Origin of the sequence: Ureibacillus sp. MALMAid1270, assembly GCF_049202975.1 — a bacterium.
Taxonomy (GTDB): Bacteria; Bacillota; Bacilli; order Bacillales_A; family Planococcaceae; genus Ureibacillus.
The window spans coordinates 133010-147085 of record NZ_JBMIRP010000093.1 but is presented as its reverse complement, the minus strand read 5'-3'; the positions used below and the strand labels follow the sequence as shown (position 1 = coordinate 147085).

The following is a 14076-nucleotide window of genomic DNA, read 5'->3' as shown; positions in this document are numbered from 1 at the left end:
GTTCATTTTTTGGGTAAAAAACAAAGTCTTTGTGAACTAACACAAAAACTATTATCGAGCAATAGCAACTATTGCAGCACCCACATGAATACCACAAGCTTTGCCAAGTTCTTTTTTTGACTCGACGAGATTTACCGGCACACCGACTTCTTTTGCAAGAATTATAACTGGATCGGTAATTCGGGACTCTGCATCAAGTGCAACAAAAAGTTCTCTTACTTGGCCGACTTTAATTGCTTTAATTGCTTGTTTTGTCCCTATGATTGTTTTACTAGCCTGTTTGACTTTTTCATAAGACATTTGCATATCCTCCGAAGTACAGACAGTTAACTATCAACCTTAAGTATATTAACATTACTAAAATAAACTGTCAAATATTTTTTATATAATTCCAAGGAGAATTTTTTCTCCTTGGAACCAATTTATCTAGTCCGACAACCGTAATAAGGTTGTGGTTAGTTAAAGTATTTTATTCAGCAGATGTTAGCTCTTCTTGTGCTTCTAAAGAATCTTCTTTAATACGAATTTGACGGTAACGTTGCATACCTGTACCTGCAGGAACAAGCTTACCGATAATTACGTTCTCTTTTAGACCAAGAAGTTCATCGCGTTTACCTTTAATTGCAGCATCAGTTAATACACGAGTAGTTTCTTGGAATGAAGCAGCTGATAAGAATGATTCAGTTTCAAGAGAAGCTTTAGTAATACCTAGGATTACAGGGCGACAAGTTGCAGGAACCTTACCAGCAAGAATTACTTCTTTGTTCGCTTCTGTAAATTGGTGAATATCAAGTAATGATCCAGGTAATAACTCTGTATCGCCCGCTTCAATTACGCGAACTTTACGAAGCATTTGGCGAACCATAACCTCGATATGTTTGTCTCCAATTTCTACACCTTGCATTCGGTATACTTTTTGAACTTCTTTTAATAAGTACTCTTGTACTGTTGCAACATCTTTTACTTTTAGAAGTTGTTTTGGATCAATAGAACCTTCAGATAAAATTTGACCCGGGTTAACAAAATCACCAATTTGTACTTTAATACGTGCATTATATGGTGCTTGATATTTACGAGTTTCAATTTCACCTTGAATTGTAATCTCTTTTAAGCCTTCACGGATTTCATCAATCTCAATTACATTACCTTTAATCTCAGAGATAACTGCTTGCCCTTTAGGATTACGAGCTTCGAAGATCTCTTGAATACGTGGAAGACCTTGAGTGATATCGTTACCAGCAACCCCACCTGTATGGAACGTACGCATTGTTAACTGTGTACCAGGTTCACCAATTGATTGAGCCGCAATAATACCTACTGCTTCCCCAACTTCAACTTCTTCACCAGTTGCCAAGTTAATACCATAACATTTTTTACATACACCATGTTTTGTATTACATGTGAATGCTGAACGAATTGTAACTTCATCAATACCTGCATCTTCGATTTCACGAGCAACATCTTGAGTAATTAGTCCATCACGCTCTAAAAGAACCGCACCCGTTTCAGGATGACGAATTGTTTTCTTCGTATGACGACCAACAATACGTTCTTCTAATGTTTCGATGATTTCAGTACCTTCTTTTAGAGCACCGATTGTTAAACCACGGTCAGTTCCACAATCATCTTCACGAACGATAACATCTTGTGCAACGTCTACTAAACGACGAGTTAAGTAACCAGAGTCAGCAGTTTTTAATGCTGTATCGGCCAATCCTTTACGCGCACCATGAGTAGAGATGAAGTACTCTAATACTGTTAAACCTTCACGGAATGAAGATTTAATTGGAAGTTCGATAATTCGACCAGCTGGGTTGGCCATAAGTCCACGCATACCTGCAAGCTGAGTAAAGTTAGATGCATTACCACGAGCACCTGAATCACTCATCATGAAGATAGGGTTTGTTTTTGGTAAAGAGTCCATCAGTTTTGACTGAATTTCATCTTTTGCCGCAGACCAACTAGAAATTACACGATCGTAACGTTCTTCTTCCGTAATAAGACCACGACGGAATTGTACAGTTACTTTGTCTACTTTCTTTTGAGCCTCTTCTAGAATTTCACCTTTATTCGGTAATACTACGATATCAGAAACACCAACAGTGATTCCGGCTTTTGTAGAGTATTTAAATCCTAGATCTTTCATGCGGTCAAGCATTTTAGACGTTTCTGTAATGTGGAAACGTTTGAACACTTCTGCAATGATACTTCCTAAGAACTTTTTACGGAATGGGTTAATAATTGGAGCTTCTTCAAAGTGTTTTTTCAATACTGCTTGGCGTTGTGCATCAATCTTTTCTTGTTCAGAAAGTGCACTATAACCTTCACTTGCTTCAACTTCTTTTAATAACTCTTCGTCAATCCTTAACGTTGTAAAGTATTTATCTGGAGTTTTTTGTTCTAAGTTATAAGCTGTTGGCTCATTAATGTAAGGGAATGTTTCAGGAAGAATTTCATTGAAAATTACCTTACCAACAGTTGTAATTAGGAACATTTTGTTTTGTTCTTCAGTAAATGTTTGGTTGTTTAATGAACCTGCTTTTATAGCGATACGAGTGTGTAAATGTACATAACCAGTTTGGTATGCGATTAACACTTCGTTTGGTCCAGAGAATACAGAACCTTCACCGCGAGCACCTGCACGTTCAAGAGTTAGATAGTAGTTTCCTAATACCATATCTTGTGAAGGCGTAACAACTGGTTTTCCGTCTTTCGGGTTAAGGATGTTTTGAGCCGCTAACATTAATAATCTTGCTTCAGCTTGAGCTTCTGCAGATAGGGGTACGTGAACAGCCATTTGGTCACCATCGAAGTCAGCGTTATAAGCTGTACATACTAATGGGTGAAGACGAATAGCACGACCTTCAACTAATGTCGGTTCAAACGCTTGGATACCAAGTCTGTGTAGAGTCGGAGCACGGTTTAATAAAACGGGATGCTCACGAATTACATCTTCTAGCACATCCCAAACTTCGTTGTGAAGACGTTCAATTTTACGCTTCGCGCTCTTAATGTTGTGTGCTAAACCACGTTCAACTAGTTCTTTCATAACGAAAGGCTTGAATAATTCAATCGCCATTTCTTTAGGAAGTCCACATTGATACATTTTTAGGTTTGGTCCTACTACGATAACTGAACGACCAGAGTAGTCTACACGTTTACCAAGTAAGTTTTGACGGAAACGACCTTGTTTCCCTTTTAACATATGAGAAAGTGATTTTAAGGGACGGTTACCAGGTCCAGTAACTGGACGACCACGACGTCCGTTATCAATCAACGCATCTACTGCTTCTTGAAGCATACGTTTTTCGTTTTGTACGATAATGCTTGGAGCACCAAGATCAAGTAAACGTTTTAAACGATTATTACGGTTAATTACACGACGATATAAGTCGTTTAAGTCAGAAGTTGCAAAACGACCACCATCTAATTGAACCATTGGACGAAGCTCTGGAGGAATTACCGGTAGTACATCTAAAATCATCCACTCAGGTTTGTTGCCAGAGTTACGGAATGACTCAATTACTTCCAGACGTTTAATTGCACGAGTGCGACGTTGTCCTTGAGCAGTTTTTAACTCTTCTTTTAACAAAGTTGTTTCTTCTTCAAGATCAATTTGTTCAAGAAGTTTTTTAATAGCTTCAGCACCCATTGCAGCTTCGAAACCATTTCCGAATTTTTCACGATATGCACGGTACTCTTTTTCAGAAAGAAGTTGTTTCTTCTCTAAGCTAGTACCTGCAGAATCGATTACTACATATGATGCAAAGTAAATTACTTCTTCCAACGCACGTGGAGACATATCTAAGATAAGACCCATACGGCTTGGAATACCTTTGAAATACCAAATATGAGAAACTGGAGCAGCAAGTTCAATGTGACCCATACGTTCACGGCGTACCTTCGCTCTTGTAACTTCTACACCACAACGATCACAAACTACGCCTTTATAGCGAACACGTTTGTATTTACCACAATGACATTCCCAGTCTTTTGTTGGTCCAAAAATACGCTCACAGAAAAGACCATCTTTTTCTGGTTTTAACGTACGATAGTTAATCGTTTCTGGTTTTTTAACTTCTCCATAAGACCATGAACGGATTTTATCTGGTGAAGCTAAACCAATCTTCATATATTCAAATTCATTAACGTCTATCAAGGAGCCTACCTCCCTTTAGTATAAGTCCTTTGACTTTCTTTTCGAAGCTCGACATCAATAGCAAAAAATCTAACTTTGCTTACAATATGATAAAAACGAATTAACATTAGTTGCATCGGACATAGACAGTTTTTAGTCCGATGCAGACTAATTTTATTCGAATGATTCTACTTTATCTTCTTCTTTATCGTTAGGTAAGATGTTTAACGCATCTGCAGGTTGAAGATCATCTTCATCATCTAAATCACGAAGTTCAACTTCTTCGTCATTAACAGTTAACATTTTCACATCTAATCCTAAAGATTGAAGTTCTTTAATTAATACTTTGAATGATTCAGGTACACCTGGTTCTGGAACACTTTCACCTTTTACAATTGCTTCGTATGTTTTAACACGTCCTACAACGTCATCCGATTTAATTGTTAAGATTTCTTGTAGTGTATAAGCAGCACCGTATGCCTCTAATGCCCAAACCTCCATCTCACCGAAACGTTGCCCACCAAATTGAGCTTTACCACCAAGTGGTTGTTGTGTAACAAGTGAGTAAGGTCCAGTTGAACGAGCGTGTAATTTATCGTCAACCATGTGTGCAAGTTTGATCATGTACATGATACCTACAGATACACGGTTATCGAATGGTTCACCAGAACGTCCATCATAAAGGATTGTTTTACCATCACGGTTCATACCAGCTTCTTCCATAGTGTCCCAAACATCTTCTTCGTTCGCTCCGTCAAATACAGGGGTCGCCATATGAAGACCTAAGTAACGAGCAGCCATACCTAAGTGAAGCTCTAAAACTTGTCCGATATTCATACGAGATGGTACCCCAAGTGGATTTAACATGATATCAACTGGTGTTCCGTCTGGCATAAACGGCATATCTTCTTCTGGTAAGATTCTTGAAATTACCCCTTTGTTACCGTGACGTCCGGCCATTTTGTCTCCAACGCGGATTTTACGTTTTTGAACAATATAAACACGAACTAATTGGTTAACACCTGGTGGTAATTCGTCTCCATCTTCACGGTTAAAGACTTTTACATCTAAGACAATACCGCCTGCTCCGTGAGGTACACGTAATGAAGTATCACGTACTTCACGAGCTTTCTCACCAAAGATAGCGTGTAGTAAACGTTCCTCAGCAGTTAACTCAGTAACCCCTTTAGGCGTTACTTTACCAACTAGAATATCACCATCACGAACTTCAGCACCGATTCGGATAATACCGCGGTCATCTAGGTTACGAAGAGCATCTTCACCTACATTCGGGATATCACGAGTAATTTCTTCTGGCCCTAATTTTGTATCACGAGACTCAGATTCATATTCCTCGATATGAACAGAAGTATATACATCATCACGAACAAGTCTTTCGTTCATAATAACAGCATCTTCATAGTTGAACCCTTCCCAAGTCATGAAAGCAACTAGTACGTTACGTCCTAATGCCAATTCACCTTGTTCCATTGAAGGACCATCAGCTAAAATGTCACGAGGTTTAACGCGATCTCCAACTTTCACAATTGGACGTTGGTTAATAGAAGTACCATGGTTTGAACGAGTGAATTTTTGAAGTTTATATTTCGTTAATTCACCTTTTACTTCTTTACCATCAATTACTTCTATACGACGAACATGGATAGAACGTGCTTCAACATGTTCAACAATACCGTGGTGCTTACAAACAACAGCAGCACCTGAGTCACGAGCATTTACGTGCTCCATACCTGTTCCAACGAATGGAGCTTCAGGGTTTAATAATGGAACAGCTTGACGTTGCATGTTCGCACCCATTAACGCACGGTTTGAGTCGTCATTTTCTAAGAATGGAATACATGCTGTCGCAGCGGAAACTACTTGTTTAGGAGATACGTCCATATAGTCAACACGATCTCTTTTGAAGACAGTGTTATCACCACGGAAACGTCCTAATACTTCTTCATTCGCAAATGAACCATCAGGATTTAATGGTGAGTTTGCTTGAGCAACAATGTAGTTATCTTCTTCATCTGCAGTTAAATAATCGATTTGTTCAGTTACTTGGCCAGTTTCAGGATCTACTTTACGATATGGCGTCTCAATGAAACCGAATTTATTTACTTTTGCATATGATGAAAGTGAGTTAATTAACCCGATGTTTGGACCCTCTGGAGTTTCAATCGGGCACATACGACCATAGTGAGAGTAGTGAACGTCACGTACTTCCATACCAGCACGTTCACGAGTTAAACCACCAGGTCCTAACGCTGAAAGACGACGTTTATGTGTTAACTCAGCTAATGGGTTTGTTTGGTCCATGAATTGCGATAATTGTGAGCTACCAAAGAACTCTTTAATTGAAGCAATTACAGGACGAATGTTGATTAATTGTTGTGGTACGATTGAAGCCGTGTCATTGATAGACATACGTTCACGTACTACACGTTCCATACGAGATAAACCGATACGGAATTGGTTTTGTAATAATTCACCAACAGAACGTAAACGACGGTTACCTAAATGGTCAATATCATCAGTATTTCCTACTCCATGTAAAAGGTTAAAGAAGTAAGACATAGATGCCAAAATATCAGCAGGAGCTAAATGCTTAACTTCCTCATCTACATATGCGTTGGAAATTACGTTAATTTCTTTTTGTGCTTCATCATTTGGTGCAAAGATCTTAATCGATTGAATCGTTACGTCTTCCTCTAATACACCACCGACTTGAGATAGTGTACGGAAACCGATTCCGTTTTCTAAATACGGAATGATACGATCCAAATTTCGACGGTCAAGAACTGTACCTTTTTCAACTAAAATCTCACCTGTTTCGGGATCAACAAGAGTTTCTGCAATCGTTTGATTAAACAAGCGGTTTTTGATGTGAAGCTTTTTATTCATTTTATAACGTCCAACGTTTGCTAAATCATAACGTTTAGCATCGAAGAAACGTGAATATAATAAACTCTTCGCGCTATCTACTGTAGGTGGTTCACCTGGACGAAGACGTTCATAAATTTCTAATAATGCTTTTTCAGTACTATCAGTATTATCTTTTTCTAGGGTATTACGTAAATACTCGTTATCACCTAGAATATCGATAATTTCTTGATCTGAACCGAAACCTAAAGCACGTAATAAAACAGTTGCAGGAAGTTTACGTGTACGGTCAATGCGCACATATACAACGTCTTTTGCATCTGTTTCGTATTCTAGCCAAGCACCACGGTTTGGAATTACCGTTGCACCAAAGCCTTTTTTACCGTTTTTATCTGTCTTATCATGGAAGTATACACTCGGTGAGCGTACTAATTGTGAAACAATAACGCGTTCAGCACCATTAATAACAAAAGTACCTACTTCAGTCATTAATGGGAAATCACCCATAAAGACATCTTGCTCTTTTACTTCATCTGTTTCTTTGTTATGCAAACGCACCTTAACTCGTAATGGCGCTGCATAAGTTACGTCTCGCTCTTTACACTCATCTACATCATACTTTGGTTCACCTAAAGTATAATCGATGAATTCAAGCGAAAGATTACCTGTAAAATCTTCGATTGGCGAAATGTCACGGAACATTTCACGCAATCCCTCTTCAAGGAACCACTCGTAAGATGCTGTTTGAATTTCAATTAAATTCGGAAGTTCCAGCACCTCTTTAATACGCGCAAAGCTTCTACGCTGGCGGTGTTGTCCGTACTGAACTAGTTGACCCGTCAACTTATTCACCCCTCATTAAAGCGATAATAGGTCTTTGCAAAATCACAAATTTAGTGTATGATTTCCAAAGACAAAAAGAAAACGAGTCTTTTCTTAGACCTCATTTTCGGTTAAACTAAACTTATTCATGGCAAGTATATCCACTAAAATCAAACTGCATACAAATGGGCATACTCCCACAAAATAATAATTTTGCATTTTATTATATTATCATAGGCCATTTGTCAAGTCAATCTTTAAAACAAATCTAAATTACTTTTTTGCTTTTATTATCCAATAGCCCTTCTTCTTCTCTACTACTTCTACGACAGCAAACCTTTCTTCCAAATGCGCAACTGTTGATGGCGCACCCTGCTTCTTCTGGATGACTACCCACAATTCTCCGTTTGGTACAAGTTTCTCATAAGCTCCATCATAAAACTTAAAAACAACTTCTTTACCAGCTCTGATTGGAGGATTTGTTAAAATCGCTGCAGCTTGGACGTCTTCGTCTACAGCCGTTACTCCATCACTTCCAAATATTCGTACATTTTGAACCCCGTTAGTTTCTGCATTCTTTTTTGCTAATAGAACTGCTCTTTCATTTACATCCATCATGTAGACGATTCGATCAGGATTTTGCTTCGCGATAGATAAACCAATAGGTCCATATCCACAACCAATATCCATTATTACGCCTTCTACTTCTGGCATTTGAAAGGTTTCAATTAAAGTACGGGATCCAAAATCTACTTCGCTTTTACTAAATACGCCACGGTCTGTTTCAAAAAGAAACGAATTCCCTAATAAATTAAATTTAAAGTGGCGTGGGCTACTTTCAATTTGAGGCTTCTTTGAATAGTAATGTTCAGACATTTACGCCCTCCTCGGGATAAAGTAAAACTTCAATCAGTGAGGTCACCCTCACTGATTGAAAGTTGAACCAATCGGGGTGTTAGCTTCCATGACATTCTAATTAAACAATAACTTAACTAGATTTCTATAGTCGCTTACTCCGGGGAAATGAAGAAAGCTCGTCAAAAATAGACGAGCTTTCAGGTTACGAAATAAAGTATGTGAACACATCTCATCCATAACCTATATTTCAAACTAAAAAGTAAAATTATTTAACTTCTACTACAGCGCCAACTTCTTCGATTTTAGCTTTGATTGTTTCAGCTTCTTCTTTAGAAACGCCTTCTTTTAATGGTTTTGGAGCGTTGTCAACTAATTCTTTAGCTTCTTTTAAGCCAAGACCAGTTAATTCACGTACTACTTTGATAACTTTGATTTTTTGGTCACCAGCGTTAGCTAGGATTACATCAAATTCAGTTTTTTCTTCTTCAGCAGCTGCACCGCCACCTGCTACTACTGCTACAGGAGCAGCAGCTGTTACACCAAATTCTTCTTCGATTGCTTTTACTAAATCGTTTAATTCTAGAACTGTCATAGTTTTGATAGCTTCTAAGATTTGCTCTTTGCTCATTATAATTTCCTCCTATGGAATGTTTTAATTTAGGCCGTTTGCCTTTTAATTGGTTTGATATTTAAGCGCTTTGAATTAAGCACCTTGTTCTTCTTTTTGTTCTGCAACTGCTTTTGTAGCAAGAGCGAAGTTGCGGATTGGAGCTTGAAGTACTGATAAAAGCATAGATAGTAGACCTTCGCGAGATGGAAGTTCTGCAAGAGCTTTAACGTCTTCAGCAGTTGATACAATACCTTCAATGACACCAGCTTTAATTTCTAAAGCGTCGTTCTTTTTAGCGAAATCATTGATGATTTTTGCTGGAGCAACAACATCTTCTTTTGAAAATGCGATCGCGTTAGGACCAGTTAATACAGCGTTGATACCTTCTAAACCAGCGATTTCAGTAGCACGGCGAGTTAAAGTGTTTTTGTAAACTTTGAACTCAACTCCAGCTTCACGTAATTGTTTACGTAATTCAGTTACTTGAGCAACTGTTAAACCACGGTAGTCAACTACTACTACTGATGAAGCAGTTTGGAATTTTTCAGCGATTTCTTGAACTTGTACTTTTTTAGTTTCGATAGCACTGCCCATTTTGACACCTCCTATTAGAATGTCATTTATACCGACAAAAGAAAAGCCTCTACGTCAGTAGACATAGAGGCAGAAAGTCATCATCTAAAAAGAATCTGATTTCCGTGTGTCCTCGGTAGGATCATTAAGTGTCTTAAGCACCCCTACTGTCTACGGTACAAATGGATGATTCACAACGACATCCATCTTATCACGCAAGAGGACGGTTGTCAACTATTTTATTTAATAGTCGAGTAATATATATATTATTTTACGCTAGAAGCGTCCACTTTAATAGATGGACCCATTGTAGACGTAACATTTACAGATTTCATGTAAGTTCCTTTAGCTGCAGCTGGTTTAGCTTTTTGAACTACGTCAAATACAGCAAGGAAGTTTTCTACTAATTTCTCAGTATCAAATGATACTTTACCGATTGGTGCGTGGATGATACCCGCTTTGTCAGCACGGTATTCAACTTTACCAGCTTTGATTTCTTGGATTGCTTTAGTTACATCAAAAGTAACTGTACCAGTTTTTGGGTTTGGCATTAAACCTTTAGGTCCTAATACACGACCAAGTTTACCAACTTCACCCATCATGTCAGGTGTAGCAACGATTACATCAAACTCGAACCAACCTTGTTGGATTTTGTTGATATATTCTGCATCGCCAACATAGTCAGCGCCTGCTGCTTCAGCTTCTTTAAGTTTTTCACCTTTAGCGAATACTAATACTCGTTGAGTTTTACCAGTACCGTTTGGAAGTACTACTGCACCACGGATTTGTTGGTCGTTTTTACGAGTATCAATACCAAGTTTGAACGCTACTTCAACTGTTGCATCGAAGTTAACTGTGCTTGTTTTTTGAGCTAAAGCGATAGCTTCTTCAGCTGTATATAATTTAGAACGGTCAATTAATTTTGCTGCTTCTTGCAGTCTTTTACCTTTTTTAGCCATTATATAATTTCCTCCTTGATTGTGGTTGTAGCGGATATTCCTCCCACGAATAGAGGTTGCGAGTCCAAAAGAACATTACGCAACCTCTTTAACAAAAGCTTTCATCATCAAGTGTTTTGGGAATTAGTCTTCGATAACAATACCCATGCTTCGTGCAGTACCTTCAACCATTAACATAGCCGCTTCTACTGATGCAGCGTTAAGGTCTGGCATTTTTTGTTCAGCGATTTCGCGAACTTTATCACGTTTAACCGTTGCAACTTTTTTACGGTTTGGTTCACCAGATCCAGATTGGATACCTGCTGCTACTTTAAGTAACACTGCTGCAGGTGGTGTTTTTGTAATAAAAGTGAAAGAACGGTCTTCAAACACTGTAATTTCAACTGGAATGATTAATCCAGCTTGATCAGCTGTACGAGCGTTGAACTCCTTACAGAATCCCATGATGTTAACACCTGCTTGACCTAATGCAGGACCAACCGGTGGCGCTGGGTTTGCTTTACCAGCTGGGATTTGAAGTTTTACGATTTTAATAACTTTTTTAGCCACGAGACACACCTCCTTAAGTCCGTGATGTGGTAATTGGGTTGCCCCTCCCACTCATATCTGTCTGTCAGCTATTTGCCGATAACATTAACTATCAACGCAGACTATCATTTAGACAGTCTGACCTATGAAATGATATCACTTTTGTTTTACATTAGCAAGGAAAAAATAAAGTTAATTATAATTTTTGTACTTGTTCGAAATCAAGCTCCATTTTTGTTTCGCGACCGAACATATCTACAATTACTTTTACTTTACCTTTATCAGCATCTACTTCTTCTACTCTTCCTTGGAAATGAGCGAATGGACCATCTAACACTTCTACTGTTTCTCCAACTGTTAGATCAACCTCACCAACTGTTTTCTTAGTAATACCCATTTGACGTAGTAAACGATCTACTTCTTCAGGTAATAATGGCGTTGGTTTTGCACCGCCACCTGATGAACCAATAAATCCAGTAACTCCAGGTGTATTTCGTACAACGTACCAAGATTCATCTGTTAATATCATTTCCACTAATACATACCCAGGGAATACTTTACGCATAACCGTACGTTTTTTACCATCTTTTAAATCTGTTTCTTCGTGTTCTGGAACAATTACACGGAAGATGTTATCTTGCATTCCCATTGTTTCAACACGTTTTTCTAGATTTGCTTTTACTCGGTTTTCATAACCAGAATAAGTATGAACTACATACCATTTTTTCTCCATAATCTGCAGGACTAAACGTCCATTCCTCCTTTACATTAACAAGAGTGTAGATACTAACCATTAATAGATAAATTAAACAAATGAAAAAAACCCGTTAAAGTTGTACGGGCTATTTCAAAGTATTCATATTAATAACATTATAACGCAAAGTACCAACGAACTAAACTTGAAATTCCTAAATCTACTAGCGTGAAAAATACTGCGAAAAAGATAACAGTTGTCACTACTACAACCGTATATTTCGTTAGTTCTTTTCCTTTTGGCCAGCTAGTTTTTCTCATTTCTGACATTACGTTCTGGAAAAATTGTTTTAACTTGCCCATTATAGCTTAACCTCCGAATTACTCGTCTATTCTCACTTTTATTACTAACAGAATGAAATCATCGTACACTTTTAATATATAAAAATCATCATTTTGTTTGTTTATGAACGGTGTGTTCATTACAATTTGAACAAAACTTTTTTAATTCAAGACGTTTAGTAGAATCAGCTTTCTCTGGAAAAGAGTAATTTCTTGACCCACATTTCTCACAACTAATCACAATTTTTTTTACCATAATTAACATCACTCTTTTACATGTATGTCTTATAAAGACTATCACCTAAAATGAGCCATGTCAATATTCCTTCCAAATCCAATGAGCCTTTAGTCTCTTTTTATTAACATTATTTTCTCTTAGAAAACGAAATTTTTTCGCTTCGATTATCACTAGTTCCACAATCCCCAAATTAAATTTAATTCATCTGATCGATTTCTAAGTGTCGTTCTAATTTACGCTTTACACGTTGAAGGGCATTATCAATCGATTTCACATGACGATTCAATTCTTCTGATATCTCATTATAGGATTGTCCATCGAGATAGAGTGCTAAAACCTGTTGTTCTAGTTCACTTAAAATCTCACCTATTTTTTCTTCTAAATTAGAATATTCTTCACGGTGAATCATTAAATGTTCTGGGTCTTCCGATTCCGAACCTGTGATGACATCTAATAGTGTTCTATCAGACTCTTCATCATAGATTGGTTTATCAAGAGAAACATAGGAATTCAAAGGAATATGTTTTTGGCGAGTAGCCGTTTTAATTGCTGTAATAATCTGACGAGTAATGCATAGTTCAGCAAATGCACGGAATGAAGACAGTTTGTCCCCCTTAAAATCTCTTATCGCTTTATATAAACCTATCATTCCTTCTTGAACAATATCTTCCTTATCAGCACCAATTAAAAAATAGGAACGTGCCTTCGCTTTCACAAACAATCTGAATTTCGTAATTAAATAATCTAACGCTTCTGTGCTACCTTGATGTACTAATTCAACAAGTTGCTCATCTGTATAATCGTCAAACCTTTGTAAAATTTGCATTTGATTGTTCTTTAGCAACGGCTTCACCCCAATACGCTAAGAGTCATTTTAGAAACAGTATAACGGAACTGGAAAATATAGGTCAAATAGTTATTTTAATCCCCTTCTCCATTTCTCGAATTCAATTTCAATCTCTTTTGGTAGATTTATTCTACTAGCAGGTTTTTCTACTTTAATCGTTTTAACATCTGAGGAAATTTTTGATTTTATAATTTGCATTTCAATTTCAAGTTCTCTAGCCGATTTACGAAGTGCCCCTTGGCCAAAAATAACATTCTGTTCTGTCATATCTGAAGTTGCTACATAGATTTGTATTTTGCGTCCCTTTAGTTCATTCGTTAACTTTTCTATTCTTTCATCTGCAGTTTCGTTTTTTCTTGTATAAATGACTTCAACAGCATTATGAACATAAACCTGTTCTACACCAGGCACTAGGTGAGCATCAAAGACAACAATGACTCTCCATCCCATCGCCGCCTTGTATTCTGCCATTAATTGGATTAATCGATTCCGCGCTTCTTCAAAGTCCGAATCACGTAGTTGTCGTAACTCTTTCCATGAACCAATCATGTTGTAGCCATCAACTAACAAAATTGTTTGCAT

Annotated in this window: 13 protein-coding genes and 1 other annotated feature; all 13 genes read right to left on the bottom strand. The window is 37.6% G+C overall.

Features of this window, described 5'->3' with window-relative positions; all coding sequences use genetic code 11:
* Window positions 1–51: 51 nt before the first annotated feature.
* Window positions 52–300: a 50S ribosomal protein L7ae-like protein gene (locus tag ACOQFO_RS13305; protein WP_421690155.1), complete on the bottom strand. Its 249-nt coding sequence runs from the start codon at window positions 298–300 to the stop codon at window positions 52–54.
* 169 nt (window positions 301–469) lie between these two features.
* Entirely contained in the window at window positions 470–4159 is a 3690-nt protein-coding gene (rpoC, locus tag ACOQFO_RS13300; RefSeq protein ID WP_421690154.1) for a DNA-directed RNA polymerase subunit beta', read from the bottom strand.
* Between the two features lie 153 nt (window positions 4160–4312).
* The gene (gene rpoB, locus ACOQFO_RS13295) at window positions 4313–7876 is read right to left on the bottom strand and encodes a DNA-directed RNA polymerase subunit beta (protein ID WP_421690153.1); all 3564 of its coding nucleotides are present in this window, start codon (window positions 7874–7876) and stop codon (window positions 4313–4315) included.
* A gap of 243 nt (window positions 7877–8119) precedes the next feature.
* The gene (locus tag ACOQFO_RS13290; RefSeq protein ID WP_421690152.1) at window positions 8120–8722 is read right to left on the bottom strand and encodes a class I SAM-dependent methyltransferase; all 603 of its coding nucleotides are present in this window, start codon (window positions 8720–8722) and stop codon (window positions 8120–8122) included.
* A 247-nt stretch (window positions 8723–8969) separates the two neighbouring features.
* Complete coding sequence (gene rplL, locus ACOQFO_RS13285) at window positions 8970–9332, bottom strand: 50S ribosomal protein L7/L12 (protein WP_421690151.1); 363 nt, start codon at window positions 9330–9332, stop codon at window positions 8970–8972.
* A gap of 75 nt (window positions 9333–9407) precedes the next feature.
* The gene (gene rplJ / locus ACOQFO_RS13280) at window positions 9408–9908 is read right to left on the bottom strand and encodes a 50S ribosomal protein L10 (RefSeq protein WP_421690150.1); all 501 of its coding nucleotides are present in this window, start codon (window positions 9906–9908) and stop codon (window positions 9408–9410) included.
* 30 nt (window positions 9909–9938) lie between these two features.
* Window positions 9939–10082 (bottom strand) — a sequence feature (ribosomal protein L10 leader region).
* 71 nt (window positions 10083–10153) lie between these two features.
* Window positions 10154–10846 carry a 50S ribosomal protein L1 gene (gene rplA, locus ACOQFO_RS13275; RefSeq protein ID WP_421690149.1) on the bottom strand — a complete coding sequence of 231 codons (693 nt, stop codon included), beginning with the start codon at window positions 10844–10846 and terminating at the stop codon, window positions 10154–10156.
* A 123-nt stretch (window positions 10847–10969) separates the two neighbouring features.
* Window positions 10970–11395: a 50S ribosomal protein L11 gene (gene rplK / locus ACOQFO_RS13270; RefSeq protein WP_146139659.1), complete on the bottom strand. Its 426-nt coding sequence runs from the start codon at window positions 11393–11395 to the stop codon at window positions 10970–10972.
* Between the two features lie 175 nt (window positions 11396–11570).
* On the bottom strand, window positions 11571–12107 hold the full coding sequence (nusG, locus tag ACOQFO_RS13265; protein WP_421690148.1) for a transcription termination/antitermination protein NusG: 537 nt from the start codon (window positions 12105–12107) through the stop codon (window positions 11571–11573).
* 137 nt (window positions 12108–12244) lie between these two features.
* Window positions 12245–12430, bottom strand: coding sequence for a preprotein translocase subunit SecE (secE, locus tag ACOQFO_RS13260; RefSeq protein ID WP_421690147.1), 186 nt, complete (start codon window positions 12428–12430; stop codon window positions 12245–12247).
* 88 nt (window positions 12431–12518) lie between these two features.
* The gene (gene rpmG, locus ACOQFO_RS13255; protein ID WP_421690146.1) at window positions 12519–12665 is read right to left on the bottom strand and encodes a 50S ribosomal protein L33; all 147 of its coding nucleotides are present in this window, start codon (window positions 12663–12665) and stop codon (window positions 12519–12521) included.
* Between the two features lie 178 nt (window positions 12666–12843).
* Window positions 12844–13473, bottom strand: coding sequence for an RNA polymerase sporulation sigma factor SigH (gene sigH, locus ACOQFO_RS13250; RefSeq protein ID WP_421690205.1), 630 nt, complete (start codon window positions 13471–13473; stop codon window positions 12844–12846).
* Window positions 13474–13563: 90 nt separating this feature from the next.
* Window positions 13564–14076 carry an NYN domain-containing protein gene (locus tag ACOQFO_RS13245; RefSeq protein WP_421690145.1) on the bottom strand — a complete coding sequence of 171 codons (513 nt, stop codon included), beginning with the start codon at window positions 14074–14076 and terminating at the stop codon, window positions 13564–13566.

Bases quoted from the DNA above. Each gene is read 5' to 3' on its own strand.
- ACOQFO_RS13305 (WP_421690155.1), bottom strand. From the start codon at position 300: ATGTCTTATGAAAAAGTCAAACAGGCTAGTAAAACAATCATAGGGACA.
- ACOQFO_RS13290 (WP_421690152.1), bottom strand. From the start codon at position 8,722: ATGTCTGAACATTACTATTCAAAGAAGCCTCAAATTGAAAGTAGCCCA.
- rplL (WP_421690151.1), bottom strand. From the start codon at position 9,332: ATGAGCAAAGAGCAAATCTTAGAAGCTATCAAAACTATGACAGTTCTA.
- rplJ (WP_421690150.1), bottom strand. From the start codon at position 9,908: ATGGGCAGTGCTATCGAAACTAAAAAAGTACAAGTTCAAGAAATCGCT.
- rplA (WP_421690149.1), bottom strand. From the start codon at position 10,846: ATGGCTAAAAAAGGTAAAAGACTGCAAGAAGCAGCAAAATTAATTGAC.
- nusG (WP_421690148.1), bottom strand. From the start codon at position 12,107: ATGGAGAAAAAATGGTATGTAGTTCATACTTATTCTGGTTATGAAAAC.
- secE (WP_421690147.1), bottom strand. From the start codon at position 12,430: ATGGGCAAGTTAAAACAATTTTTCCAGAACGTAATGTCAGAAATGAGA.
- rpmG (WP_421690146.1), bottom strand. From the start codon at position 12,665: ATGGTAAAAAAAATTGTGATTAGTTGTGAGAAATGTGGGTCAAGAAAT.
- sigH (WP_421690205.1), bottom strand. From the start codon at position 13,473: ATGCAAATTTTACAAAGGTTTGACGATTATACAGATGAGCAACTTGTT.
- ACOQFO_RS13245 (WP_421690145.1), bottom strand. From the start codon at position 14,076: ATGCAAACAATTTTGTTAGTTGATGGCTACAACATGATTGGTTCATGG.